This window comes from Nocardioides pinisoli, assembly GCF_024199985.1.
In the GTDB taxonomy this organism is placed as follows: Bacteria; Actinomycetota; Actinomycetes; order Propionibacteriales; family Nocardioidaceae; genus Nocardioides; species Nocardioides pinisoli.
On the sequence record NZ_JANARS010000005.1, the window covers coordinates 109,751 to 133,516 of the forward strand.

General features: G+C 71.1%; 26 protein-coding genes and 2 tRNA genes. 6 read left to right on the plus strand and 22 right to left on the minus strand.

Features of this window, described 5'->3' with window-relative positions; translation table 11 throughout:
* Positions 1-56: 56 nt before the first annotated feature.
* The 6 genes from NCI01_RS12240 to NCI01_RS12265 all read right to left on the minus strand — a co-directional run bounded on the left by NCI01_RS12240 (position 57) and on the right by NCI01_RS12265 (position 4,954).
* Positions 57-707 carry a hypothetical protein gene (locus tag NCI01_RS12240; RefSeq protein WP_254181771.1) on the minus strand — a complete coding sequence of 217 codons (651 nt, stop codon included), beginning with the start codon at positions 705-707 and terminating at the stop codon, positions 57-59.
* A gap of 19 nt (positions 708-726) precedes the next feature.
* A complete protein-coding gene (locus NCI01_RS12245; RefSeq protein WP_254181772.1) occupies positions 727-1,608 on the minus strand; it encodes a hypothetical protein in 882 nt (293 codons plus the stop codon).
* Positions 1,609-1,739: 131 nt separating this feature from the next.
* Positions 1,740-3,020: an ATP-dependent Clp protease ATP-binding subunit ClpX gene (gene clpX, locus NCI01_RS12250; RefSeq protein WP_254181773.1), complete on the minus strand. Its 1,281-nt coding sequence runs from the start codon at positions 3,018-3,020 to the stop codon at positions 1,740-1,742.
* A gap of 163 nt (positions 3,021-3,183) precedes the next feature.
* Complete coding sequence (locus NCI01_RS12255) at positions 3,184-3,798, minus strand: ATP-dependent Clp protease proteolytic subunit (RefSeq protein ID WP_254181774.1); 615 nt, start codon at positions 3,796-3,798, stop codon at positions 3,184-3,186.
* A gap of 5 nt (positions 3,799-3,803) precedes the next feature.
* Complete coding sequence (locus tag NCI01_RS12260) at positions 3,804-4,409, minus strand: ATP-dependent Clp protease proteolytic subunit (RefSeq protein WP_254182097.1); 606 nt, start codon at positions 4,407-4,409, stop codon at positions 3,804-3,806.
* Between the two features lie 119 nt (positions 4,410-4,528).
* Entirely contained in the window at positions 4,529-4,954 is a 426-nt protein-coding gene (locus tag NCI01_RS12265) for a MarR family winged helix-turn-helix transcriptional regulator (protein ID WP_254181775.1), read from the minus strand.
* Positions 4,955-5,574: 620 nt separating this feature from the next.
* On the opposite strand from NCI01_RS12265, the gene NCI01_RS12270 reads away from it, so the two are divergent.
* Positions 5,575-5,862, plus strand: coding sequence for a hypothetical protein (locus NCI01_RS12270; RefSeq protein WP_254181776.1), 288 nt, complete (start codon positions 5,575-5,577; stop codon positions 5,860-5,862).
* A gap of 72 nt (positions 5,863-5,934) precedes the next feature.
* On the opposite strand, the gene tig is transcribed toward NCI01_RS12270, so the two are convergent.
* The 6 genes from tig to NCI01_RS12300 form a co-directional block, all read right to left on the minus strand.
* Positions 5,935-7,356, minus strand: coding sequence for a trigger factor (tig, locus tag NCI01_RS12275; RefSeq protein WP_254181777.1), 1,422 nt, complete (start codon positions 7,354-7,356; stop codon positions 5,935-5,937).
* A 183-nt stretch (positions 7,357-7,539) separates the two neighbouring features.
* Positions 7,540-7,612 (minus strand) — tRNA-Pro (locus NCI01_RS12280).
* 47 nt (positions 7,613-7,659) lie between these two features.
* Positions 7,660-7,733 (minus strand) — tRNA-Gly (locus NCI01_RS12285).
* Positions 7,734-7,807: 74 nt separating this feature from the next.
* Complete coding sequence (locus NCI01_RS12290) at positions 7,808-8,860, minus strand: PP2C family protein-serine/threonine phosphatase (protein ID WP_254181778.1); 1,053 nt, start codon at positions 8,858-8,860, stop codon at positions 7,808-7,810.
* Positions 8,857-9,765, minus strand: a complete 909-nt coding sequence (locus NCI01_RS12295; RefSeq protein ID WP_254181779.1) for an Fpg/Nei family DNA glycosylase — start codon at positions 9,763-9,765, stop codon at positions 8,857-8,859. The genes NCI01_RS12290 and NCI01_RS12295 overlap by 4 nt, the downstream gene beginning before the upstream one ends.
* The gene (locus tag NCI01_RS12300) at positions 9,758-10,306 is read right to left on the minus strand and encodes a ribose-5-phosphate isomerase (RefSeq protein ID WP_254181780.1); all 549 of its coding nucleotides are present in this window, start codon (positions 10,304-10,306) and stop codon (positions 9,758-9,760) included. Before NCI01_RS12300 ends, NCI01_RS12295 begins: the two co-directional genes overlap by 8 nt.
* A gap of 198 nt (positions 10,307-10,504) precedes the next feature.
* On the opposite strand from NCI01_RS12300, the gene NCI01_RS12305 reads away from it, so the two are divergent.
* Positions 10,505-11,845, plus strand: coding sequence for an HNH endonuclease (locus NCI01_RS12305; RefSeq protein WP_254181781.1), 1,341 nt, complete (start codon positions 10,505-10,507; stop codon positions 11,843-11,845).
* Positions 11,846-11,857: 12 nt separating this feature from the next.
* Here NCI01_RS12305 and NCI01_RS12310 read toward each other — a convergent pair whose 3' ends face one another.
* The 7 genes from NCI01_RS12310 to NCI01_RS12340 all read right to left on the minus strand — a co-directional run bounded on the left by NCI01_RS12310 (position 11,858) and on the right by NCI01_RS12340 (position 17,191).
* Entirely contained in the window at positions 11,858-12,652 is a 795-nt protein-coding gene (locus NCI01_RS12310; RefSeq protein WP_254181782.1) for a DUF3626 domain-containing protein, read from the minus strand.
* A gap of 3 nt (positions 12,653-12,655) precedes the next feature.
* The gene (locus tag NCI01_RS12315; RefSeq protein ID WP_254181783.1) at positions 12,656-13,531 is read right to left on the minus strand and encodes an alpha/beta hydrolase; all 876 of its coding nucleotides are present in this window, start codon (positions 13,529-13,531) and stop codon (positions 12,656-12,658) included.
* Positions 13,531-13,731, minus strand: coding sequence for a hypothetical protein (locus NCI01_RS12320; RefSeq protein WP_254181784.1), 201 nt, complete (start codon positions 13,729-13,731; stop codon positions 13,531-13,533). The genes NCI01_RS12315 and NCI01_RS12320 overlap by 1 nt, the downstream gene beginning before the upstream one ends.
* Positions 13,732-13,792: 61 nt before the next feature.
* Positions 13,793-14,371, minus strand: coding sequence for an LURP-one-related family protein (locus tag NCI01_RS12325; protein ID WP_254181785.1), 579 nt, complete (start codon positions 14,369-14,371; stop codon positions 13,793-13,795).
* A 9-nt stretch (positions 14,372-14,380) separates the two neighbouring features.
* Positions 14,381-16,195, minus strand: a complete 1,815-nt coding sequence (gene metG, locus NCI01_RS12330; protein ID WP_254181786.1) for a methionine--tRNA ligase — start codon at positions 16,193-16,195, stop codon at positions 14,381-14,383.
* A 66-nt stretch (positions 16,196-16,261) separates the two neighbouring features.
* Positions 16,262-16,525, minus strand: coding sequence for a hypothetical protein (locus tag NCI01_RS12335; RefSeq protein WP_254181787.1), 264 nt, complete (start codon positions 16,523-16,525; stop codon positions 16,262-16,264).
* Between the two features lie 66 nt (positions 16,526-16,591).
* Positions 16,592-17,191, minus strand: a complete 600-nt coding sequence (locus tag NCI01_RS12340) for a mycothiol-dependent nitroreductase Rv2466c family protein (RefSeq protein ID WP_191280462.1) — start codon at positions 17,189-17,191, stop codon at positions 16,592-16,594.
* A gap of 79 nt (positions 17,192-17,270) precedes the next feature.
* On the opposite strand from NCI01_RS12340, the gene pepN reads away from it, so the two are divergent.
* Together pepN and NCI01_RS12350 are read left to right on the plus strand one after the other, a co-directional pair.
* On the plus strand, positions 17,271-19,838 hold the full coding sequence (gene pepN, locus NCI01_RS12345) for an aminopeptidase N (protein WP_254181788.1): 2,568 nt from the start codon (positions 17,271-17,273) through the stop codon (positions 19,836-19,838).
* Positions 19,839-19,919: 81 nt separating this feature from the next.
* Positions 19,920-20,558 carry a transcriptional regulator gene (locus NCI01_RS12350; protein WP_254181789.1) on the plus strand — a complete coding sequence of 213 codons (639 nt, stop codon included), beginning with the start codon at positions 19,920-19,922 and terminating at the stop codon, positions 20,556-20,558.
* A gap of 22 nt (positions 20,559-20,580) precedes the next feature.
* Here NCI01_RS12350 and NCI01_RS12355 read toward each other — a convergent pair whose 3' ends face one another.
* Positions 20,581-20,964 (minus strand): DUF5130 family protein, encoded by a 384-nt coding sequence (locus NCI01_RS12355; RefSeq protein WP_254181790.1) that lies wholly within the window; start codon positions 20,962-20,964, stop codon positions 20,581-20,583.
* On the minus strand, positions 20,951-21,340 hold the full coding sequence (locus NCI01_RS12360; RefSeq protein WP_254181791.1) for a hypothetical protein: 390 nt from the start codon (positions 21,338-21,340) through the stop codon (positions 20,951-20,953). The genes NCI01_RS12355 and NCI01_RS12360 overlap by 14 nt, the downstream gene beginning before the upstream one ends.
* A gap of 31 nt (positions 21,341-21,371) precedes the next feature.
* Here NCI01_RS12360 and NCI01_RS12365 point away from each other — a divergent pair, with 31 nt between their 5' ends.
* Positions 21,372-22,427: a mechanosensitive ion channel family protein gene (locus tag NCI01_RS12365; RefSeq protein WP_254181792.1), complete on the plus strand. Its 1,056-nt coding sequence runs from the start codon at positions 21,372-21,374 to the stop codon at positions 22,425-22,427.
* 56 nt (positions 22,428-22,483) lie between these two features.
* Positions 22,484-22,861 (plus strand): globin, encoded by a 378-nt coding sequence (locus NCI01_RS12370; RefSeq protein ID WP_254181793.1) that lies wholly within the window; start codon positions 22,484-22,486, stop codon positions 22,859-22,861.
* On the opposite strand, the gene NCI01_RS12375 is transcribed toward NCI01_RS12370, so the two are convergent.
* Positions 22,845-23,705 carry an acyl-CoA thioesterase gene (locus tag NCI01_RS12375; RefSeq protein ID WP_254181794.1) on the minus strand — a complete coding sequence of 287 codons (861 nt, stop codon included), beginning with the start codon at positions 23,703-23,705 and terminating at the stop codon, positions 22,845-22,847. The genes NCI01_RS12370 and NCI01_RS12375 overlap by 17 nt on opposite strands.
* Between the last annotated feature and the right edge of the window lie 61 nt (positions 23,706-23,766).

The window sequence follows — 23,766 nt, forward strand, 5'->3', positions numbered from 1 at the left end:
GGATCCCCCTCACGCGCAGCGTGAGGGGGATCCGTGCGTCTGGCCGGGTGCGCCTGTCACGACCCGGTCGGTGGCGCTGCGAACTCCCTGATCCGCGCTGCCACCTCCGGGTCCAGCCCGGCGCACAGCGCGTCGAGGTCGTCGACCAGGAACGACTGGGCGCCACACCAGTCGGACTTCACGACGACACCGTCGATGCACCAGTGGGTGTTGGCGGATCGTCCGTCCAGGACGAGCTGGACGCGCTCGGCGTCCACGGTGGAGCCGTCCAGCAGCTCCGTGGCCTCGACCCCGACCCTGCGCAGCTCCGCCTGCTGTGCGTCCTCACCAGGCTCGCTCTCGTCGAGCTGGAGGTAGGACACGGCGTCCTCGCCGTCGGCGAGCATCTGCGCCAGGACCAGGTGCTCGCCGTACCCCCCGACGGTGTCGGTGAGCTCCGGCGCCACGGTCCCGTCCACGTGGACGGTGCCGTCGGCGTCTCGCGTGCCCGAGTGCTGCGTCTCCGAGCCGGGTGCGTGGTAGGTGAACCGGCGCCACCGCCGGACATCACCGTCGTGGTCGACGACGTGGTCAACGAGGTAGACCGGAGCGTCCTCGCCCATCCTGAACACGGTGCGCGTCCGCATCCGCCGAGGCTCCACGTGGCGCAGGATGGCGCCGCAGCGCCCGACATCCCCGTCGACGAACGCGTGGTACTCGGTCCTCACCGGGTGCTCCTCGCAGGCCTCAGCCCTTGCCGTGCCCATTGCCGTTGCCGTTGCCGTTGCCGTTGCCGTTGCCGTTGTTGCCGGGAGCGGTCGCCGCCTGCGCGGCGGCCTGGGCGGCTGCGCGCTCCGCTTCCTTCTGGGCCTTGGCGGCGTCACGCTCGGCCGCACGCTGGGCCTTGGCAGCCTCGCGCTGGGCCTTCTCGGCCTCACGCTCCGCCGCACGCTGGGCCTTCGCGGCGTCACGCTCCGCGGCACGCTGCGCCTTCGCAGCCTCACGCTCCGCGGCGCGCTGCGCCTTCTCGGCCTCACGCTCCGCGGCACGCTGCGCCTTCGCAGCCTCACGCTGCGCCTTCTCGGCCTCACGCTCGGCCGTACGCTGCGCCTTCGCGGCCTCACGCTCGGCCGCACGCTGCGCCTTCGCAGCCTCGCGCTGCGCCTTCGCGGCCTCACGCTCGGCCGCACGCTGCGCCTTCTCGGCGTCGCGGTCCTCGGACACCGAGGTGTCGTCGTCGGTCGAGGCCTGGTCCTGGTCCTCGACGTCCTGTCCGCCGTCGCCGAGGTCGGAGCCGCCGAGGTCGGAGCCGCCGGGCTCGGAGCCGCCACGACCGGAGTCACCAGCCTCGGAGACCTCGGTACCCGAGTCCTGGGTGCCGGCGGCTCCCACGACCGCAGCCAGCGGCTGGGCGCTCAGCTCGGCCGGGATCACGCCCGGCGCGTCAGGCACGGGAGCCTCGGCGGGCGGCTCGACGGGGGTGCGCTCGGCCGGGGCGGCGATGGGCTTGCCGGGGTGCACGATCTCGCTGAGACCGAACCCGCGACTGACCGACACCGACATCAGGACGGCACAGAGCACGGCGACGAGCGCGAAGCCGACGAGCGGCCGCTTCTGGTCAACCCCCACTGGGTCCCCTTCCCACATGCTGACGAGACGCCAGTCTCTCCGGGCCATGACGCATGTCCGGCGTCGATAGCCCGGAATAGTCCGAAATGACTACGCGGACTAGTCAGGCCGGGCCACGGCCCGGGGCAGGATCAGGCGGACTTCTTCTTCCGACCCTCGGTCTCGCGTGGGATCAGGGTCGGCGCGACGTCGTCCTCGACGACCTCGCGGGTCACGATCACCTTGGCGACGTCGCCGCGGGAGGGGACGTCGTACATGACGTAGAGGAGGACCTCCTCGATGATCGCGCGCAGGCCACGGGCGCCGGTGCCGCGCTCGAGCGCCGCCTCGGCGATCGCGTCGATGGCGTCGTCGGTGAACTCGAGCTCGACACCGTCGAGGTCGAAGAGCTTCTGGTACTGCTTGACGAGCGCGTTGCGCGGCTCGGTGAGGATCTGGACGAGCGCCTCCCGGTCGAGCTTGCTCACGCTGGCGATCAGCGGCAGGCGACCGATGAACTCGGGGATCAGGCCGAACTTCGTGAGGTCCTCGGGACGCACCTGGGCCAGCAGGTCGTCGGCCTCGCGCTCGGCGGCGCCGCGCACCTCCGCGGTGAAGCCCAGCGACTTCTTGCCGACGCGCTGCTCGATGATCTGCTCGAGGCCCGCGAACGCACCACCCACGATGAAGAGGATGTTGGTGGTGTCGATCTGGATGAACTCCTGGTGCGGGTGCTTGCGACCACCCTGCGGCGGCACCGAGGCGGTCGTGCCCTCCAGCATCTTGAGCAGCGCCTGCTGGACGCCCTCGCCGGACACGTCGCGCGTGATCGAGGGGTTCTCCGCCTTGCGGGCCACCTTGTCGATCTCGTCGATGTAGATGATGCCCGTCTCGGCCTTCTTGACGTCGTAGTCAGCGGCCTGGATGAGCTTGAGGAGGATGTTCTCCACGTCCTCGCCGACGTAGCCGGCCTCGGTCAGCGCGGTCGCGTCGGCGATGGCGAAGGGGACGTTGAGCATCCGGGCGAGGGTCTGCGCGAGGTAGGTCTTGCCGCAACCGGTCGGCCCGATCACCAGGATGTTGGACTTGGCGACCTCGACGACGTCGTCCTTGGCCTTGCCGCTGACCGGCTGCAGGCCGGCCTGGACGCGCTTGTAGTGGTTGTAGACCGCGACAGCGAGGGACTTCTTGGCGTGCTCCTGGCCGATCACGTAGGAGTTGAGGAACTCGAAGATCTCGCGAGGCTTGGGGAGCTCCTCGAGGCTGACCTCGGCACCCTCGGCGAGCTCCTCCTCGATGATCTCGTTGCACAGCTCGATGCACTCATCGCAGATGTAGACGTTGGGGCCCGCGATGAGCTTCTTGACCTGCTTCTGGCTCTTTCCGCAGAAATTGCACTTCAGCAGGTCGCCACCGTCACCGATACGTGCCACGAGTCGTGTCCTCCAGTCTCGCCGGATGGGGGCTCCGGCACTCCACACCTTGCACTGTGCTGTCTTGCAGTGGGCCGTACGACGGTACCCCGTGCCGGCCCCGGACGGGGACCGGACACGAGATGTCGTCGACCATCATTTCGAGCGCCTGCTCAGGCTCGGCTCACCGTCCCGTGAGGGCCGGGGCACCCTTGCGGGACTCGATGACCGCGTCGATCAGGCCGTACTCGACGGCCTGCTCGGCGGTCAGGATCTTGTCGCGCTCGATGTCGGCGCTGACCTGCTCGATGGTCTTGCCCGACGAGTCGGCGATCATCTGCTCGAGCAGCTCGCGCATGCGGAGGATCTCGTTGGCCTGGATCTCGATGTCGGAGGTCTGGCCGAACGTGCCCTCGGTGTAGGGCTGGTGGATCAGGATGCGGCTGTTGGGCAGCGCCATCCGCTTGCCCTTGGCGCCGGCGCCCAGCAGGATCGCCGCCGCCGAGGCCGCCTGGCCCAGGCACACCGTCTGCACGTCGGGCTTGATGAATCGCATCGTGTCGTAGATCGCGGTGAGCGCGGTGAACGAGCCACCGGGGCTGTTGATGTAGATGCTGATGTCGGTGTCGGGGTTCATCGTCTCCAGGCACATCAGCTGGGCGATGACCGCGTTGGCCACGTCGTCGCTGATCGGCGTGCCGAGGTAGATGATGCGCTCCTCGAACAGCTTGGCGTAGGGGTCGATGCGGCGGAAGCCGTAGGAGGTGCGCTCTTCCCACTGGGGGATGTAGTAGTTCATCGGTGTCAGTCCTTGGTCCGGGCCGGGCGGCCCTCGTCGGCGGCTTCGCGGGCGCTGGTGATGACCTGGTCGACGAGTCCGTAGTCGACGGCCTGGTCGGCGGTGAACCACCGGTCACGGTCGGCGTCGGCCACGACCTGCTCGACAGTCTGGCCGGTGTGCTCGGCGATCAGGTCGAGCAGCACCTTCTTGATGTGGAGCGACTGCTGGGCCTGGATCTTGATGTCGGAGGCCGAGCCACCCATGCCGGAGGACGGCTGGTGCATCATGATGCGGGCGTGGGGCAGGGCGTAGCGCTTGCCCTTGGTGCCGGCGCAGAGCAGGAACTGGCCCATCGAGGCCGCCAGGCCCATGCCCACGGTCGCCACGTCGTTGGGGATGTAGTTCATCGTGTCGTAGATCGCCATGCCGGCGTCGACCGAGCCGCCGGGGCTGTTGATGTGGAGGAAGATGTCGGCCTCCGGGTCCTCCGCGGAGAGCAGGAGGAGCTGCGCGCAGATCGCGTTGGCGTTCTGGTCGCGCACCTCCGAGCCGAGGAAGACGATGCGCTCACGGAGGAGGCGCTGGTAGATGTGGTCGTCGAGGCCATACATCCCACCGGCGCCGTTCATCTCGGGCGAGAGGGCTGGGCTGGAGTTCTGGTTCACGCTGGCGACACTAGCCGGAAGGACGGACACTTCCACGCGCTGACCCACCCTGTTCGCCCACAGCGGATTCACCGCCGGCACGCTCAGCCGAGCGCGACCTCCTCCAGCACCTCGCGGAAGACCCGCCACCTCTCCGGGCCCACCTGCGCCGCCCACGCCTCGTCGCACGCCGCCAGGACGGCGCCCGCGCGGGCCAGGGCGTCGCGGCCGGCCTCGGTGACCCGTACGACGCGGGCGCGGGCGTCGTGGTCGGCCACCGCGACGTCGACCATGCCGAGCGCCTCGAGCTGGCGGACGAACTGACCGCACCCCTGCGTGGTCATCTCGGTGCACTCGGCCAGCACGCTGATCGTCAGCCCCTCCGGCGGCAGCCACTCCAGGACACGCAGCTGGGAGGGGCGCAGCGCGGGAGCGTCGACGGCCAGCCGCGCCCGCAGCCTGCCGAAGACCATCCCCATCAGCATCGGCAGGTGCGGCCGGGCCGCCGGGAGCCTCTTGAAGCCAGCCATGAAAGCAACTTTCGCGCTGCTGCCGCGGCGTGAGGTGCTCGGGGCCGACGACGTGACGGACGCGGAGCTCGAGGCGATGGTCGCCCACCTGTGGGACCTGCCGGCGGTGCGGCTCTGCGACTCCGCGGCCGAGCCCGTCGCCTACGACGTGCCGTCGATCCTCACCGGGGCCCGGACGTGGGTGCGCGGCCACGCCGACGCCGGCCGGGGCCACGGCGTGCGCGAGTTCACCCTCTTCGTGAAGCGGGTGCACAGCTGGCGCCACTCCCCCGCCTTCGCCGACGTACCGCCCGAGATCGGCGAGTGGGCGGCCGCCTCGCTCCCGTGGCGCGCCGAGCCCCTGGTCTACGCCTCCGACCTGCGCGAGCGGCTCCCCGCCGGCCTCGCGATGCCGCGCGGACTGCGGGTCGAGGAGCGGCCCGACGAGACCGCCGTCATCTGGATGGAGGCGGTCGCCGCCGACCCCGTCCCGTGGGACGCCGACGACAGCGTCCGCGCCGCGCGCCTGCTCGGACGGCTCTCCGCCAGCCCGGCGGTCGCAAAGTTGGCCGGCATCGACCCCCGGCCGTGGCACGTCGACAGCTTCGTCGCCGGTCGGCTTCGACCTCGCCCAGCTGCTGGTGGGCGACATCCAGATCGGCCGCCAGGACGCCGACGACCTGTCCGAGCGGGCAGCCGCGTGCGTGGCGTCGTACGCCGCCGGGCTCGCCGACGAGGGCCTCGACGTCCCCCTGCGGGAGGTCCGGCGCTGCCACGCCGTCAGCCTGATGCTCTTCAACGGCCTGCCCAGCCTGCCGCTCGAGAGGCTCGACGACCCCGACGAGGCCGCCCTCGACCACTGGTCGCGCCAGCGCGCCGCGATCGCCCGCTACGCCCTCGACGTCCTCGCCGAGACCGAGCCGGGCTGACGGTCCCAGCCCCAGAGATGCCGACCGGCGCCCACCCGGGAGGGGTGGACGCCGGTCGTGGAGCGGGGCAGGTCAGGCCTGCTCGGACTCGTCCGTGCTCTCGTCCGTGCTCTCGTCGGTGCTCTCGTCGGTGCTCTCGTCGGCGCTGGCCTCGACCGGCTCCGCGCCGATCGTGCCGTCGGGACGCAGGTTCTTGAGCTCGACCACGTTGCCCGAGGCGTCCTTGACGGTCGCCGCCTCGACGATCGTCGCCAGCGCCTTGCCGCGCAGGATCTCCTGCACGAGCTCGGGGATGTGGTTGTGCTCGAACATGTGGTTGGCGAACTCCTGCGGGTCCTGGCCGGACTGCTGGGCGCGCCGCACGAGGTGCTCGGAGAGCTCGGCCTGGTCGATGCCGAACTCCTCCTTCTTGGCGATCTTGTCGAGGATGAACTGGGCGGCGACGGCGTCGCGGACCCGGCGCTCGAGGTCGGCCTCGAACTCCTCCTGGGTCTGGCCCTCGTCCTCGAGGTACTTCTCCATGGTGATGCCGGCGAAGCCGAGCTGCTGCTCGACGTTCTGGCGGCGGGCGTTGAGCTCGTCGGTGACCATCACCTCGGGGAGCGGGATGGTGACCTTCTCCAGCAGGGCCTCGAGGACCGCGTCGCGGGCCGCGGCGGCCTGCTCGAGGCGCTTGCCCCGGCCCAGGCGCTCGCGCACGTCGGCGGTGAGCTCCTCGGCCGTGTCGAACTCGGAGGCGAGCTGGGCGAACTCGTCGTCGTAGTCGGGGAGCTGCTGCTCCTGCACGGCCGTGACCTTGACGGTGACCTGGACGGGCTCGCCGACCAGGTCGCCGCCGACGAGCTCGGAGTCGAAGGTGGCCTCGTCGCCGGCGGAGAGGCCGACGAGGGCCTCGTCGAGGCCGTCGATCATGCCGCCGCGGCCGACCTTGTAGGACATGCCGGTGACCTCGCCGCCCTCGACGGACTCGCCGTCCTTGGCAGCGACCAGGTCGATGGTGACGAAGTCGCCGTCGGCGGCCGCGCGCTCGACGGGGACGAGGGTGCCGAAGCGCTCACGCAGCGCCTCGATCTGCTCCTCGACGTCGGCGTCGCTGATCTCCACGTCGTCGACGCTGGCCTCGATGCCGTCGTAGGCGGGGAGCTCGAAGTCGGGCTTGACGTCGACCTCGGCGGTGAACTCGAGGGACTCGTTGTCCTCGAACTTCGTCACCTCGATCTCCGGCTGGGCCAGCGGCTCGAGGTCGTGCTCCTGCAGGGCAGCCATGTACTGCTGCGGGACGACGGCGTTGATCGCCTCGTCGAGGACCGGGCCGCGGCCGACCTGGCGGTCGATGACCGCCGGCGGGACCTTGCCGCGGCGGAAGCCCGGGACGTTGATCTGCTTCGCGATCTTCTGGTACGCCGCGTCGAGGCTCGGCTTGAGCTCCTCGAAGGGCACCTCGACGGTCAGCTTGGCCCGGGTGGGGCTCAAGGTCTCGACGGCGCTCTTCACAAATGTCTCCTGATGCTGAAGGTCTGTGGGTGGACCACACGGGGAAAGGGTGCGGCGCCGCCACGGCACGGGGGCCCGGCGACCGCAAACCTCGCCAGTCTATCGACGGTGCGGGCGCAGGCCGAATCACGCCCGGGCAACCCCACGCCCGCGTGACGGGTGGGGTCTGAGTCGGCTGGTGGGTCGGGGCGACAGGACTCGAACCTGCGATCTCCTGCTCCCAAAGCAGGCGCGCTAGCCACTACGCTACGCCCCGCCAAACGGGCCCTCGACGAGCTCCTGGCGGAGGCGTCACGGCCTGCTTGGAGCGGATGACGGGAATCGAACCCGCGTAGCCAGTTTGGAAGACTGGGGCTCTACCATTGAGCTACATCCGCGCGCGTCCCGACGAGGCGTCCCGCCGGTGCGGGTGTCATGGTGCCACACCCGGGAGCAGGCGCCGCAACCCGGCTCAGCGCCGGTGCACGAGGAGCAGCGCGCGGTCGTCGTTGCGCGACCCGAGCGCCTCCACGAGGCGGGTGGCGCCGCCCTCGAACTCGCCGCGCAGCAGCCGCTCGGCCTGGCCGAGCATGCGGTCGATGCCGAGCGCGATGTCGCGGTTGCGCGTCTCCACCATGCCGTCGGTGTAGAGCAGCAGCGCGTCGCCGCGGCGCATCTCCCCCGAGATCGCGGGGAAGTCCGCCCCGTCGATGAGGCCCAGGATGGGCCCCTCCGACTCCAGCACCTCCCAGCGACCCGACCCCGCGTGGCGCAGGGCGGCCGGTGGGTGGCCGGCGCTGCGGATGTCGTAGTGGCCGGTCGTGAGGTCGAGCGAGAGGTGGATCGCGGTGGCGAACCCCTCGTCCCAGTCCTGCTGGAGCAGGAACTGGTTGGCGCCGTCGAGGAACTCGCTGGGCGGCAGGGCGCTCAGCAGCCCGCCCAGGGCACCGCACAGCAGCAGGGCGCGGGTGCCCGCGCCCTGGCCCTTGCCGGAGACGTCGACCACCGCCACCTCGAGGCGACCCTCCACGCGCGCTGCGACGACGAAGTCACCCGCGAACGGGGTGCCCCCGGCCGACCTCAGCTCGCTGGCGGCGTACCACTCCGGGGGCAGGTCGGGGATGCCGCCCTGGCGCAGGATCCGGTCGCGCAGGTCGACGAACATCATCTCGCCCTGGATGCCGGCGACGCCGAGGCGCGTGCGGCGGAACGACGAGAGCAGCACCACGAAGCCGAGGCCGAAGATGATCGCCACGGTCAGCGCCACCCGCACGTCGATGTCCTGGGATGGCACGACCAGCGCCAGCACGAGCAGCACGAACACCACGAACCACGGCAGCTGGCGCGGGCCGAGGAAGAGGCTCGAGAGGACCAGCGGGACGAGCAGGCTGACGAGGGGGACGCTCGGATCCAGCAACCAGATGGCGAGGCCGATCAGCACGGTCGCGACGACGAGCAGCGCGAGCGTGCGTGAGCCGCGCGGGACCAGTCGGCTCGCGGCGGCGTTGAGCGATGGAGAACTCATGCGCGAGCCCCTCCTGCTCTCCCGGTCCCCTTGGTGGCAGATCGTACGGCCCGGGACCGGAACTTCGGCTGGCATTGGGGGCACCAGAACGTGTTGCGTCCGGCGAGCTCGCCGGTGCGCACGGTCGTGCCGCAGACCAGGCACGGCTGTGACGTGCGGCGGTAGACGTAGACCTCGCCACCGTGGTCGTCCTTGCGGGGCGGGCGACCCATCGCCTCGGGCGTGTGCTCGGGACGCACGGTGTCGATGCGACCGGTCTGCACGCCCTCGGCCATGAGCGCGACGAGGTCGGCCCACATCGCGCGCCACTGGCCGCTGCGCAGCGTGTTGCCGGGGCGCAGCGGGTGGATGCGGTGCCGGAAGAGCACCTCGGCCCGGTAGACGTTGCCGACGCCGGCGAGGACCTTCTGGTCCATCAGCAGGTCGCCGATGGCCCGCGGGCTCGCCGAGATGCGGCGCCAGGCGAGGTCGGGGTCGGCGTCGGCACGCAGCGGGTCGGGACCGAGCCGCGCCAGGATCTCGGCACGCCGCCCGGCACCGACGAGGTCGCACACGATGGCGCCGCGCAGGTCGGCGTAGGCCGGCGGGCGCGGGTCAGCGGGGTCCTCGAGCGAGACGAGGCGAAGTCGTACGGCGCCCACCGGGGCGGGCACCATGCCGTCCGGGACCGCGGCGTGCACGTCGAACTGCCCGATCAGGCCGAGGTGGACGTGCACGAAGCGCTCGCCCTCGAGCTCGAGGAAGAGGTGCTTGCCGGCCGAGTCGGCGCCGACCACGCGGGACCCGTCGAGCTGCTCGGCGTCGCCGGCGAAGCGGCCCTGCGGCGACGACACCCGGACCCTGCGGCCCGCGAAGGCAGCGGTCAGGTCGTCGGCCAGCTTGCGGAGGGTGTGCCCCTCAGGCATCCGCGCCGTCGGAGGACGTGTCGGTGGCGGGACCGTCGGCGTCGGGACCGCGGAGGGCGGACTCGGGCAGCGGGGGCAGCTCGCCCGACTCGTCGTAGGTCGAGAGCTGCCCGATGCGCCGCACGTGTCGCTCGTCGCCGGAGAAGGGCGTGGTCAGGAAGACCTCGACGAACCGGGTCATGTCGTCGACCGGGTGCATGCGGCCGCCGACGGAGACGACGTTCGCGTCGTTGTGCTCGCGGGCCAGCATCGCGGTCTCCTCCGACCATGCCAGCGCACACCGGATGCCCTCGACCTTGTTGGCTGCGATCTGCTCGCCGTTGCCGGAACCGCCGATCACGACGCCCAGGCTGTCCATCCCCTCGGCCCGGTCCGCGGCAACACCCTCGGCGGCGCGGAGGCAGAAGCAGGGGTAGTCGTCGAGGGCGTCGTAGACGAACGGACCGTGGTCGACGACCTCGTAGTCGTGGTCCACCAGCCAGGTCATCAGGTGGTCCTTCAGCTCGAGGCCGGCGTGGTCGGAGCCCAGGTGAACGCGCATGGGGAGGAGTTTGGCAGAGCCCGACCGCCGGCACCGAAGCGGCAGGACCGGGCTGTGGACACACATCGACGGTCCACGAGCCCGGGACAGTGCACCAGACGCCGAGACGGCAGGCGGACATGACGCGGACGTTGACACCGGTCCGGCGTCGTGGGACAATCGAACATCTGTTCGAACTGGTCCGAGGGGGTGACGCACATGGATCCCGATGAGTCGTGCGCGACGATCGTGCCAGGGGAGCTCCACGCGCTGGCAGACCTGCTGGGAGACCTCGCCCCCGGATCTGCGCCGGTCGACCACCTCGATCAGCTCGAAGCCCTCGAGCGCATCAAGTCGGCGGCCGCTGCGGCGCAGGCCCTCGTGGCCGCCACCTTGGCGGACGCCACCGACAGCGAGGACGCCGCGGCCAGCGGTCGACGTACGCCGCCACGCGCGATGTCGGTCGGCGCCGAGGTGGCTCTCGCCACCCTCGCCAGCCCCTACGCCGGGGAGCAGCGGGTGCTGCTCTCGCGGCGACTCCGCGACCACCTTCCGCTGACACTGGCAGCGCTGAGGCGGGGCGAGCTCACCGAGCATCGGGCGTTCGCGATCGCCCGCGAGGTCGCCCACCTCACATCCGAGCAGCGGACCCGCGTCGACAACGACCTGGCCCCGCGACTGGCCGGTCTGGGCGACGTCCGCCTCCGCGACGCCGTGCGTCGGTCCTGCCTGACCCACGCCGCTGAGTCCGAGACCCGTCGTTGCCGACGGGCTCGCGCCGACCGGAGGGTCACGAGCCGTGCCCTCGACGACGGCACCGGACAGCTCACCGCCGTCCTCCCGATCGAGACCCTGTCCGCCGTGCGCGCCGCCCTCGACGCCGAGGTCGCGGCGGCCCGCGCGTCCGGGGATGCCCGGACCGCCGGCCAGGTCCGGGCCGACACCCTCGCGGCCCGGATCACCGGCGACGAGACCGGGACCGACGCCGTCCCGGTGCGGGTCGACCTCGTCATCGCGGTGGAGTCACTCTTCGGCGACGGCACCGAGCCCGGTCACGTCACGGGGGCCGGACACCTCCCGGCCGCGCTGTGCATCGACCTGGTGCGCCGCGCCAGCCATGCCGCGAAGGCCACCCTCCGGCGGCTCTTCGTCACCCCCGGCGACCGCGCACTGGTCGCGATGGAGTCGGCCAGTCGCCGCTTCGACGGGCTGCTGGCCGAGTTCCTCGACCTCCGCGACGCCGGCACCTGCCGCACCCCCGGCTGCAACGCCGCCATCCGCCACCGCGACCACGTCACCCGTGCCGCCGACGGCGGTCGCACCGAGGCGAGCAACGGTCAGGGCCTCTGTGAGCGCTGCAACTACGTCAAGGAGTCGCCCGGCTGGACCTCCTGGGTCGCCGATCCGGGGCAGACCGGCCGCCACGAGGTCCACGGCGTCACCGAGCACCTCCGCATCTTCAGGTCGACGGCGCCACCGGCGCCTGGCGGCGACGGTTGCGTCGTCGACTACTCCCCCGTTGAGCTCAGGCTCGCCAGCAGCTACACGTTGGCCTCGTAGTCGAGGGTCTGCTCATGCGGGCATCCGCCCGAATCGCGCCATGCAGTGCCAGAGCCACTTGATCGCCTGCGGGTCGTGGTCACCCGAGCGCGCGGCGACCGCCAGCCGGGCCGGGGTGATCTCGCCCCCGAGCCGGTCGGCCAGGTTGACCGGCACCTCGCCGCGGTAGTGAGGGTCGATGGTGTCCGCGCGGACGGAGTATCCGGGATGCACCTCGACGGCGCAGCCGATGCGGGACAGCGCATCGGCGTGCACCTCGCGGTCGGTGGGGTCCACCACGACGGCGTCGACATCTCCGGCGATCACCAGTCGCCCGTGCACGTGGGCCTCCACGTAGTCGTTCAGCGGGTCGTCGACGGGCAGGTCGGCAGCGCTCGCGGGCAGGAGCGTCCTGTCCAGCACGCCTGCGTCGGCGAGCCGGCAGAGCTCGGTCAGGCTCCCCTGGTCGCCGAACGCCGTGGGCTCGAAGACGCTGTCCGGCCAGCAGAACGTCGTCCTCGTCAGCACCTCGGGTCGCAACCGGAGGTAGGCCGACCCGAACCTCGGCGATGCACCGTACGGGTCGTCGCGTCGGTTCCAGGCGCCGTACACCGGCCGGTCGGGTGCAGCCACCGAGTCGTAGCGGCCGCCGAACATCCGGCTCTCCCACCGCCAGCGGTCGCCACCCGGGTGCGCGGTCAACCCGCCGTTGGAAGTGCCGGTCTCCCACTGCGTGCGATAGACACCGGCACGGGCGAGGGCCTCGACGACGGAGACGTCGCCGAACCCCCACCCCGGGTGGAAGTGGACCGCTACCGCCGGCGCCACAGGTCAGGCGCTCGGGAGGTGCTGGTCGAGCCAGGCGGCGACCTGCCGGACGAGCGGCTCCGAGGCGGCGAACGTCGCGTGCCGCCAGAAGCCGTGCGTCTGGCCGAGGCAGCGGATCCCGACGACCTCGACGCCCGCCTCCGCGATCCGCCGGGCGAGCTCCTCCCCCTCGTCGCGCAGCGGGTCGGCCTCCGCAGTCGCGACGAACGTCGGCGGCAGGGTGTGGAGGTGCTCGGAGAGGAGCGGGGCGAGGTCGGGGTCGTCGTAGTCGGCCTCGGTGCGGGCGTACTGCTCCCAGTACCAGGCGGCCTCCGCGGGGTCGAAGCCCGACTCGACCCCCAGGTCCCAGGAGGGGAACGCGGTGCGCGGGTCGAGGAAGGGATAGACGAGGGCGACCGCGGCGAAGAAGCCGGGGTTGCGCAGCGCGGCGACCAGGGCGAGGTTGGCGCCGGCCGAGTCGCCGTGGGCGACGTAGGGACCGGGCGGCCCCTCGCGCCTGAGCCAGCCGACGACCGCGTCGAGGTCGTCCGGCGCCGCGGGGAACGGGTGCTCGGGCGGGCGGCGGTAGTCGACGCTCAGCACCGGCCGGCGGCCACGGTTGGCGACGCGCCGGGAGATGGCGTCGTGGACGTCGATGTCGTTGAGCACGAACCCACCACCGTGGGCGTGCACCACCAGCCCTGGCAACGGGTCGGCCGGCACGTAGAGCCGGCACCGGACTCCGTCGGCGTCGACGTCCTCCACCGACGCGACGTCCTCGCGCGGGAAGCGGAGGCTGTCCAGCCGGGCCTCCTCGCGGTGGGCGGCGAGGTCGAAGCCGGGCGCGCCGAGCACGGGACCGGTGTCGGCCTCGACGGCCGCGCGGACGTCGGGGTACATCACGAGCGGCGCACGATCTTGAGGTTGAACTCCGCGGTGCCGAGCGCGCCCATCAGCCGCAGCCAGAGCGGCAGCCACATCTCCGCACCTCGTGCGGTCTCGATGCCGCCGAGGTCGATCACGTCGCGGTGGCCGAGCTCGGCCAGCCGCGGGGCGATCGCGCGCCCCACCATCCCGGTGCCGAGGACTGCGACCTGCATGACGACCTCCTGCTGACGAGCGGACTGGTGACGAAGGGACTGGTGACGGAAGGACTGGCGACTAGCGGGACATCAGCGCGTCGAGAGCGACGGCAACGGCGGCCGCCACCCGGAAGTCGACCCGCCGGTCGGGCACGGTGACGCGGTAGCGGTCACCGAGGGACATCTTGCGCTCGACGGAGAAGAGCGGGGCGCCCTCCGCGTCGACGAAGTCGAAGTGGACCGGGATGACGTCGAGCTCGGTGAAGCGACGCAGCAGGCCGGCCACCTGGTTGCGCTCGCGCCCGGTGCCGGTGTAGCCGGGGCCCTCGATGTGGAAGGTGGAGCGCAGCAGGGAGGCGCCGAAGTCCTTCTTGAAGTAGCCGATCTGGGCGCCGGCCTCGTCGGTGATGTCGTAGCCGGCGTTGAGGTCGAGCTTCTTGCGGGCCTTGAACCCGAAGACCGGGCGCGCCTTGCTCGCGTCGGTGAAGAAGGTGACCTGCTCCTTGAACGCCATCCGCTTCTGCTCGGCCAGCGCCATGAGCCGCGTCGGGTTCCCCGACTCGTCGGACTCCGACACCTCGTAGCGGTTGACCATCATGGTCAGCTTCTGCTTGACCACGAAGTGCGGCAGGTACATCTCGGCGGCGGTCCCGGGCATGCGACGAGCCTAGCCAGCAGCGCGGGCCAGCTCCTCCTCCACCACGGACGGGTCGAGCTTGGTGAAGACCGGCGTCGGCTTGTCGACCTTCGCCCCGACGACGACCGGGCGCGACTCCCACGCGGGCGTCGAGGTGTACTCGCCGGTGATGATCGAGTACGACGTGTGGCCGGCGCCGTTGTCGGGCTCGAGCTCGTCGACCTGCTCGATGCGCGGCATCGGCATGAACTCGCCCTCGCCGCCGAGCACGGCGTGCACCTTGTTGGCCGAGTGCGGCAGGAACGGCGAGAGCAGCGTGTTGCAGTCGCTGACGCACTGGGCGGCGACGTGCAGCACGGTGCCGAGGCGCTCGCGCTGCGACTCGTCCTTCATCTTGTAGGGCTCGGTGACGGTCAGGTACTTGTTGACCTCGCCGACGACCCGCATCGCCTCGGCGATGGCCGCTCGCAGGCGGTGCTTCTCCACCAGGCCGCCGACGGTCGCGAAGCCGTCGCGGACGGTGGCGAGCACCTGCTCGTCGACCTCCTTGAGCGGGCCGGCGGCGGGGATCTCGCCGAAGCTCTTGGCGATCATGGTGGCGGTGCGGTTGACCAGGTTGCCCCAGCCGGCGACCAGCTCGGAGTTGTTGCGGGTGACGAAGTCGGCCCACGTGAAGGCGGCGTCCGAGGTCTCGGGCCCGGCGGCGCAGATGTAGTAGCGCAGCGGGTCGGGGCCGTAGCGGGCGAGGAAGTCACCGACGTAGATGACGTTGCCGCGGCTGGTGGAGAACTGCGAGTCGCCGAAGGTGAGGAACTCGCTGGAGACCACCTCGGTCGGCAGGTTGAGCGTGCCGTAGGCGCCGGGCTCGCCGCCCTTGTCGCCCTTCCCGTTGTAGGCAAGCAGCTCGGCCGGCCAGATCTGGGAGTGGAAGACGATGTTGTCCTTGCCCATGAAGTAGTAGGACTCCGCCTGCTCCCCGGTCTCGGAGGCGTTCCACCACTCGCGCCACTTCTCGGGCTCGCCCTGCCGGCGTGCCCACTCGATGGAGGCCGAGAGGTAGCCGATGACGGCGTCGAACCACACGTAGAGCCGCTTGGTCGGCTGGTCCTCCCAGCCGGGGACCGGGATGCCCCAGTCGATGTCGCGGGTCATCGCGCGCGGCCGGATCTCCTTGAGGATGTTCTGGCTGAACTTGATGACGTTGGGGCGCCACAGGCCGGTCGCCTCGCGCTGGTCGAGCCACTCCCCCAGCGCTCCGGCGAGCGCCGGGAGGTCGAGGAACCAGTGCTGGGTGTCGGTGAACTCCGGGGTCTCCCCGTTGATCTTCGAGCGCGGGTCGATCAGGTCGGTCGGGTCGAGCTGGTTGCCGCAGTTGTCGCACTGGTCGCCGCGCGCGGCGGCGTACTTGCAGATGGGGCAGGTGCCCTCGATGTAGCGGTCCGGGAGGGTGCGACCCGTCGACGGGCTGATCGCCGTCTTCGTCGTCTGCTCGACCATGTAGCCGTTGCGGCGGCAGGTCTCGAACATCTCCTGCACCACCGCGTAGTGGTTGCCGGTGGTGGTGCGGGTGAAGAGGTCGTAGGACAGGCCCAGGCCGCAGAGGTCGTCGACGATCACCTGGTTGTACTTGTCGACCAGCTCGCGGGCGGGCACGCCCTCGTTGTCGGCCAGCACGAGGATCGGCGTGCCGTGCTCGTCGGTGCCGCTGACCATCAGGACGTCGTGGCCCGCCATCCGCATGAACCTGCTGAACACGTCGGAGGGCACGCCGAAACCGGCGACGTGGCCGATGTGGCGCGGGCCGTTGGTGTACGGCCAGGCGACGGCGGACAGGACACGAGTCATGCGCTCAAGCCTAGTGAGGGTCGCGCGATGTCTTCACGGCGGTACGACGCGCGGACGGTCGAACGCTCAGGCACGCCCAGGCGTGTGTCGACGCGTTCCGGACCGCGCCAGTCCGACCGACAGGCCGATGAGCAGCACGCCCAGCGCCACCACTCCGGACTCCGGGACGGAGACGACCATGCCGACGAGCATCCAGACGAGCACCGCTGCCGCGATCCCCGCCATCGTCGTGCCCAGCACACGCGCCCGCGTCGGCGCGCTGCCGCGAGCGAGGGCGGCCACCCCCAGGCACGTCGTCATCGCGACGGCCACCAGCAGTGTGTCGAGCATCTGAGCTCCCCGGTCCCTCGTGCGGTGGCCCGAGGCTACTCCCGCGACGAGGGGCCGAGGAAGGACTCAGCTGAAGTCGAGGTCGCCGGTCCGCGAGCGCTTGAGCTCGTAGAAGTAGGGGAACTTCGCCACCGCGACGGCGCCGTCCCAGAGCTCGCCGGCCTCCTCGCCGCGCGGGATCTTCGACAGCACCGGACCGAAGAAGGCCGACCCGTTGATGTGGATCGTCGGCGTGCCGACGTCGTCGCCGACCGGGTCCATGCCCTCGTGGTGGCTCTTCGCCACGGCGTCGTCGAGGGACGCGTCGTCCCAGGCCTCGATCAGCTCGGCGGGCAGGCCCACGTCGGCCAGCGACGCGGCGACGGTCTCGCGCGTCAGCTCCTCGCCGTTGTTGTGGCGCCGGGTGCCGATCGCGGTGTACCAGTCGCCGAGGGTCTTGTTGTCGTGCTGCTCCGCGATGCGGATCGCGACCCGGACCGGCTTCTCGGTGCCCTGGAGCATCTCGCGGTACTCGGCCGGGATGTCCTTGTCCTTGTTGAGGTAGGCCAGCGACATCACATGCCACTGCACCTCGATGTCGCGGACCTGCTCGACCTCGCGGATCCAGCGCGAGGTGATCCAGGCGAACGGGCAGAGCGGGTCGAACCAGAGGTCAGCGGTAGCCATGTCCACATCAATCCCTCTCCCTGGCCACCTATTCCCCACCGGTGTGGGTCGGGCCACATCCCGGTGGCAGGATGCCCGCATGCCTGGAACCAACCTCACCCGGGACGAGGCCGCCACCCGCGCCGCCCTCCTGGACGTCTCGGCGTACACCGTCGACCTGGACCTGACGTCAGCCACCCGCCCCGAGGAGACCACCTTCGTCTCGACCACCACGCTGGAGTTCACCTGCCGCGAGCCCGGCGCGAGCACGTTCGCCGACCTCGTCGCGCCGACGGTGCGCGAGATCACCCTCAACGGACGCAGCCTCGACCCCGCGACGTCGTACGCCGACAACCGCATCGCGCTCGACGACCTCGAGGCGACCAACACGCTCGTCGTGACCGCCGACTGTGCCTACTCCAACACCGGCGAGGGCCTGCACCGCTTCGTCGACCCGGCCGACGACAAGGTCTACCTCTACAGCCAGTTCGAGGTGCCCGACGCCCGGCGCGTCTTCACCACCTTCGAGCAGCCCGACCTGAAGGCCGTCTTCACGTTCAACGTCACCGCGCCCTCGCACTGGGTCGTGGTCTCCAACGCCGCCACGCCCGAGGCCGCCGACCTCGGTGACGGCTCCTCGGTGTGGCGCTTCCCCGCCACCAAGCGGATGTCCACCTACATCACCGCGATCGTGGCCGGCGAGTACCACGGCGAGTTCGACACCTACGAGGGCAAGTTCGGCACGATCCCGCTGGGCCACTACTGCCGCCAGTCGCTCAAGGAGCACATGGACACCGCCGAGCTGGTCGCGCTCACCAAGCAGAGCTTCGAGTGGTTCGAGGAGCAGTTCGACTACCCCTACCCGTTCGGCAAGTACGACCAGCTCTACGTCCCCGAGTACAACGCCGGGGCGATGGAGAACGCCGGCTGCGTGACGCTGCGCGACGAGTACCTGCCCCGCAGCCGGCAGCCGCGCTCGTTCTTCGAGTTCCGCGCGTCGGTCATCACCCACGAGATGGCCCACATGTGGTTCGGCGACCTCGTCACCATGAAGTGGTGGGACGACCTCTGGCTCAACGAGTCGTTCGCCGAGTGGGCCTGCTACTGGTGCGAGGCCAACGCCACCGAGTTCACCGACGCGTGGACCGGTTTCGCCAACGCCCGCAAGCAGACCGGCTACCGCGCCGACCAGCTGCCCTCGACCCACCCGATCGCGGCCGACAACGTCGACCTGCACGCCGTCGAGGTCAACTTCGACATGATCACCTACGCCAAGGGCGCCTCGGTGCTCAAGCAGCTCGTGGCGTGGGTGGGCATCGAGCCCTTCCTCGAGGGCCTGCGCGCCTACTTCAAGGAGTGGGAGTACGGCAACCCGGAGTTCAAGGACCTGCTCGCCACCCTGGAGAAGTCCTCCGGCCGTGAGCTGCAGGGCTGGGCGCAGGAGTGGCTCCAGACGGCCGGCGTCAACACGCTGGCCCCGTCGTTCGAGCTCGGCGCCGACGGCGCCTACACGTCGTTCTCGGTGAGCCAGACGGCCCACGAGGACTGGCCCACGCTGCGCCGTCACCGCCTCGGCATCGGCCTATACGACATGGTGTCCGACGAGGGCGGCGAGGGCCGCCTGGTCCGTCGCGACTACCTCGAGATCGACGTCGACGGCGCCACCACCGAGGTGCCCGAGCTCGTCGGCGTCGCGCAGCCCGCGCTGCTGCTGCTCAACGACGAGGACCACGCCTACGCCAAGATCCGCCTCGACGAGCGGTCGCTGTCGACCGCGATCGAGTCGCTGTCCACCTTCGAGGACTCGCTGCCGCGGGCGCTCGTGTGGGGCGCCGCGTGGGACATGACCCGCGACGGCGAGATGCGCACCCGCGACTGGGCCGACCTGGTGCTCGCCAACATCGGTCGGGAGACCGACGCGTGGGCCGTGACCCGGATCCCGGCGTCCACGGCGCTGGCGGTCAACTTCTACTCCGACCCGGCTCACCGTCCGGAGCTCCGGAGGGCGTGGGAGACGGGCCTGCGCGAGCTGCTGCTCGCCGCCGAGCCCGGGAGCGACCACCAGCTCACCTTCGCCCGGTCCTACGCCGGCGCCGCCCACAGCGACGCCGCGCTCGACGACCTCATCGGCCTGCTCGACGGCTCGTTCGAGGTCGAGGGCCTGGCCGTCGACCAGGACATGCGCTGGGTGTTGATCACGGCACTCGCCAAGCAGGGTCGCTTCGGCGACGCCGAGATCGACGCCGAGCTGGAGGTCGACAAGACGATCTCGGGCAAGGAGCAGGCGGCCGCCGCGCGCGCCGCCCAGCCGACCGCCGAGGCCAAGGCCGCGGCGTGGGACGCGCTCCTCGACCCCTCGACCCCCAACGAGACGTCGCGCGAGATCGCGTTCTCGATCTTCCGGTTCGGCCAGGAGGACGTGATCGCGCCCTACCTGGAGAAGTTCCTCGCCGCGTCGGAGACCCTCGTCGACGTGCTGGGCTTTCACAAGGCCTCGACGATCCTCGAGTACGGCTTCCCGAAGGCCCTCGGGTCCGAGGCCACCCTCAGCCGGCTCGACGAGTGGCTCGCGACCAGCTCGGCGCCCAAGCAGGCGCAGCGCTACGTCGGCGAGGCGCGCGCCGAGATCGCCCGCGCGCTGGTGGCCCAGCGGCACGACGCGAGCTGAGCGTCGTACACACATCACGGTGGAGGCCCGAGGTCATGCGATGACCTCGGGCCTCCACTCGTCTCATGAGGGAGTGCCGTGATGCCGACCGACAGGTCGAGCCCCGCGCTGCTGACGCTGCACGCCGTCCGGCTGCTGGGGTTCGCGGACACGCCGCGCGTCGCGGCCCGCTACCGGCTCGACACGACTCGCACCGCGTCGCTGCTCGAGGACTTCCGGGCCGGCGGCTGGGTAACGAGGTCCGAGTTCGCCGGGACCGGCGGGTGGTCGCTCACCGACTCCGGCCGAGCCGAGGACGAGCGGTTGCTCGCCGACGAGCTGTCAGCGAGTGGAGGACGCGCGGTGGTGGCGCGGGTGCACGCGAGCTTCGTGCCGCTCAACGCGCGCTTCCAGCAGGCGGTGACCCGGTGGCAGCTGCGACCGGTCGGCGGCAACGCCTTCGCGGCCAACGACCACACCGACTTCCGCTGGGACGACCGCGTGATCGCGTCCCTGCGCTCGGTCGGTCGCCGCCTCGGGGCGCTCGAGGACGACGTCACGCAGGTCCTGCCACGGTTCTCGGGCTACGCGGCGCGCTACGACGCGGCGATCGCCCGCGTCGTCGCGGGTCAGCACCAGTGGGTCGACGGCGTCGGCACCGACTCGTGCCACCTCGTCTGGTTCCAGCTCCACGAGGACCTGCTCGCCACCCTGGGTCTCGAGCGCGGCGCCGGGCGCTGAAGCCGCCCGGGCGCAGCGCGCGTCAGGCGTGGAGGGTGTTCTGCGGGCGCGCGTGCTCGGCGAGCATCGCGATGCCCCGCTGGAGCCCGACCAGCACGTTGCCGGCGGCGAACTCCGTCGACATGGCCAGGACGGCGAGCTCGACCTCGGCGTCGGTGAGGTGGCGGCGCACCTCGCCGCCGGTGACGACCTCGATGACGCGGCGGCGCGGGTCGACGAGCACCAGCACGCTCCGGGCCGGGACCACGAGCCGGTTGTGGAGCCGGGTGGCCCAGGCGCGGGTGTCGTCGCCCTCGACGGGGCCGACGTAGACGGAGAACTCGAACCGGCAGGTCTGCTCGGCGAGGCGGATGGTCTTGTCGAGGGCCAGCCGATCCGTCTCGCTCAGCACCTCACCAGCGGCCACTTGCGCCACCCGCCCGGGAGTCCGCACCGTCGGGCGCGGGCAGCTCGGCGACGCCCTGGCGGGGTCCGCCGATCCACTGCGCCTCGCCGGCCGAGTGGTCGGGCAGCAGCTTCTCGCCGCGCACCATGGCGGGCAGGTAGACCGCGAGGGCGATCAGCGCGAAGAGCAGCAGCGGGGCGCCGACGAAGATCCCGAGGGCGTGGAGCACGTCGAGTCCGGAGTGCTCGGTCTGGCCGCCCCAGCCCTCCGGGACGTCGGCGTGGGCCGGCGCTGCGAGCAGGGCGAGGGCGGCGCCGGCGGCCAGGGCCGTGGCACGGCCCGTCCGGCGCACGCGCGTGCTGCGGGACGAGCGGGAAGGGCTGACGTGCGTGGTCACGGGCAACAGGGTATCGCCCATACTGACGGGCATGCTTCACCCCCTCACCACCCCGATCATGACCATGACCGAGGTCTCCGGGAGCGAGACCAACCCCTGCGACGACGACGCCAGCCTCTGCAACCTGACGTGGGAGCAGACCGGCGACTCCACGCTGTCGACGGCCGTGGACTGGGTCGTCGGCAAGCCGTCGGCGCTGGTGGGACTGATCCTGATCGGACTCCTCGTCCGGTGGTTGCTCCACCGCCTCATCGACCGCATCGTCAGCAGGGCCGAGAGCGGGGTGCTGCCCGACCGCCTCAGCCGCGCCGTCTCCGGCGGCCGCATGGGAGCGGCCCTCAACCTGCGCGAGGACCCCGGCTACACCCGACGCGTCCAGCGGGCCGCCACGATGGGCTCGCTGCTGAAGAGCATCGTGACCGGCGTCGTCCTGACGGTCGTCACGCTGATGTTCATCGCCGAGCTCGGCTACGACATCGCTCCCCTGATCGCGAGCGCCGGCATCATCGGCGTGGCTATCGGCTTCGGCTCGCAGGCCCTGGTCAAGGACTTCCTGTCCGGCATCTTCATGATCTTCGAGGACCAGTACGGCGTGGGCGACGTCGTCGACCTCGGTGAGGCCTCCGGCACCGTGGAGGCCGTGAGCCTCCGGGTCACGCGGCTACGGGACGTCAACGGCACGGTCTGGTACGTCCGCAACGGCGAGATCCTCCGCGTGGGCAACATGAGCCAGAACTGGGCGCGCACCGTGCTCGACGTGACGGTCGGCTACACCGAGGACCTGGTCGCCGTACGCCGCGTGCTGGAGGAGGTCGCCCACGACCTGTGGGAGGACGAGGACTTCAAGGGCCTCATCATCGAGGAGCCCGAGGTGTGGGGCGTGGAGTCCCTCGGCGTCGACGGCATCGTGGTGCGCGTGACGCTCAAGACCGCACCCCTCGAGCAGTGGGGCGTCGCGCGCGCGATGCGCGAGCGGGTCAAGGCGCGCTTCGAGCACGAGGGCATCGACCTCGCGGTCGCCCAGCGCGTGATGTGGCAGGAGAGCGCCCCCTCGGCCGCCTCGGCCGACCACTCCGAGGGCACCTGACCCCCGGCTGACCCCCGGCCGGGCGTCCGTCGGCACCGCGCGGGACAATCAGTGGCGTGACCGACACCTTCTACGACGAGATCGGCGGCGAGGAGACGATCCGCACGATCGTGCACCGCTTCTACGCCGGTGTGGCCGACGACGAGGTGTTGCGGCCGCTGTATCCGGAGGAGGACCTCGGCCCGGCCGAGGAGCGGTTCGCCCTGTTCCTCATCCAGTACTGGGGCGGCCCCACGACCTACGGCGACACGCGGGGGCACCCGCGGCTGCGCATGCGCCACGCCCCGTTCCGGGTGACCCCCGAAGCCGCGCAGCACTGGCTGGTGCACTTCCGGGCCGGGCTGGACGAGGCGGGGCTGACCGCGGAGCAGGACGCCCGGTTCTGGGACTACGTGACCCACGCGGCCCAGTTCATGGTCAACTCGATGGAGTGACCGCGGCGACCATCTCGCGGAACTCCTCGGGCACGGGCGCCGGACGTCCGGACGCGCTGTCGATGCACACGCCGACCACCCTCGCGCGGGCGAGCACGTCGTCACCGTCGCGGACGACGGACTCGAACACGACGGACGTGCTGCCGATGTGCGAGACCCAGGTCGTGCAGTCGTAGGGCTCGGGACGGAAGAGGATGGGACGTCGGTAGTCGACGTCGGTATGCGCCACCACGAGGTGGTGCCCCTGCCCCAGCTCGCCGCCCCTGGTGACCATCAGCTGGATGCGGGCCTCCTGGAAGTACTCGAAGTACTTCACGTTGTTGACGTGGCCGTAGACGTCGACGTCGCTGAAGCGGACGTGCACCGGGTAGTGCCCGCCGGGCACGTGGACGACCTCCGGCGCGGAGGGGGGTCGCACCGGCTCGTCGGGCTCGAGCAGCCGGCCGAGGGACTCGCGCTCCTCCGCGTGGAGCCGTCGAGGTCGCTCGGTGGCGAAAACGTAGGGGGTGAGCACGGTGCGCGCCCGGAGGAAGACAGTGCGGTTCCCCGACTCGTCCTCCTCGAAGACCTCGTAGGCCATCGTGAAGCTCGCGGCCCGGATCTCGGTGACCCAGCACTCGATCGAGACCGGCTCGAACCCGAAGGTCAGGGAGGCCACGTAGGTGACCTCGTGCCGGACCACCACGACGCCCTCGGCCAGGTCCTCCGCACGGCTGTCGGGGGCGTGGGTGCGGAACATGTCGACCCGCGCCTCCTGCAGGTAGTCGACGTACGTCACGTTGTTGACGTGGCCGAGCAGGTCGAGGTCGGCCCACCTCAGCGGGCAGCGGTAGAGATGGCGCACCCTGCGATCGTCGCAGATGATCCGCCCTCAGAGCGTCGCAGATCGCGCGAGGTGGCCGCCC

Coding starts and splice junctions, on each gene's coding strand:
- NCI01_RS12325 (WP_254181785.1), bottom strand. CDS start 14,371: ATGCCCGGGACCGCCGCCGAGATGTACCTGCCGCACTTCGTGGTCAAG.
- NCI01_RS12365 (WP_254181792.1), top strand. CDS start 21,372: ATGCTTCACCCCCTCACCACCCCGATCATGACCATGACCGAGGTCTCC.
- pepN (WP_254181788.1), top strand. CDS start 17,271: ATGCCTGGAACCAACCTCACCCGGGACGAGGCCGCCACCCGCGCCGCC.
- NCI01_RS12350 (WP_254181789.1), top strand. CDS start 19,920: ATGCCGACCGACAGGTCGAGCCCCGCGCTGCTGACGCTGCACGCCGTC.
- NCI01_RS12295 (WP_254181779.1), bottom strand. CDS start 9,765: ATGCCTGAGGGGCACACCCTCCGCAAGCTGGCCGACGACCTGACCGCT.
- NCI01_RS12305 (WP_254181781.1), top strand. CDS start 10,505: ATGGATCCCGATGAGTCGTGCGCGACGATCGTGCCAGGGGAGCTCCAC.
- metG (WP_254181786.1), bottom strand. CDS start 16,195: ATGACTCGTGTCCTGTCCGCCGTCGCCTGGCCGTACACCAACGGCCCG.
- NCI01_RS12265 (WP_254181775.1), bottom strand. CDS start 4,954: ATGGCTGGCTTCAAGAGGCTCCCGGCGGCCCGGCCGCACCTGCCGATG.
- NCI01_RS12340 (WP_191280462.1), bottom strand. CDS start 17,191: ATGGCTACCGCTGACCTCTGGTTCGACCCGCTCTGCCCGTTCGCCTGG.
- NCI01_RS12335 (WP_254181787.1), bottom strand. CDS start 16,525: ATGCTCGACACACTGCTGGTGGCCGTCGCGATGACGACGTGCCTGGGG.
- NCI01_RS12320 (WP_254181784.1), bottom strand. CDS start 13,731: ATGCAGGTCGCAGTCCTCGGCACCGGGATGGTGGGGCGCGCGATCGCC.
- NCI01_RS12255 (WP_254181774.1), bottom strand. CDS start 3,798: ATGAACTACTACATCCCCCAGTGGGAAGAGCGCACCTCCTACGGCTTC.
- NCI01_RS12300 (WP_254181780.1), bottom strand. CDS start 10,306: ATGCGCGTTCACCTGGGCTCCGACCACGCCGGCCTCGAGCTGAAGGAC.
- NCI01_RS12260 (WP_254182097.1), bottom strand. CDS start 4,409: ATGAACGGCGCCGGTGGGATGTATGGCCTCGACGACCACATCTACCAG.
- NCI01_RS12290 (WP_254181778.1), bottom strand. CDS start 8,860: ATGAGTTCTCCATCGCTCAACGCCGCCGCGAGCCGACTGGTCCCGCGC.
- NCI01_RS12315 (WP_254181783.1), bottom strand. CDS start 13,531: ATGTACCCCGACGTCCGCGCGGCCGTCGAGGCCGACACCGGTCCCGTG.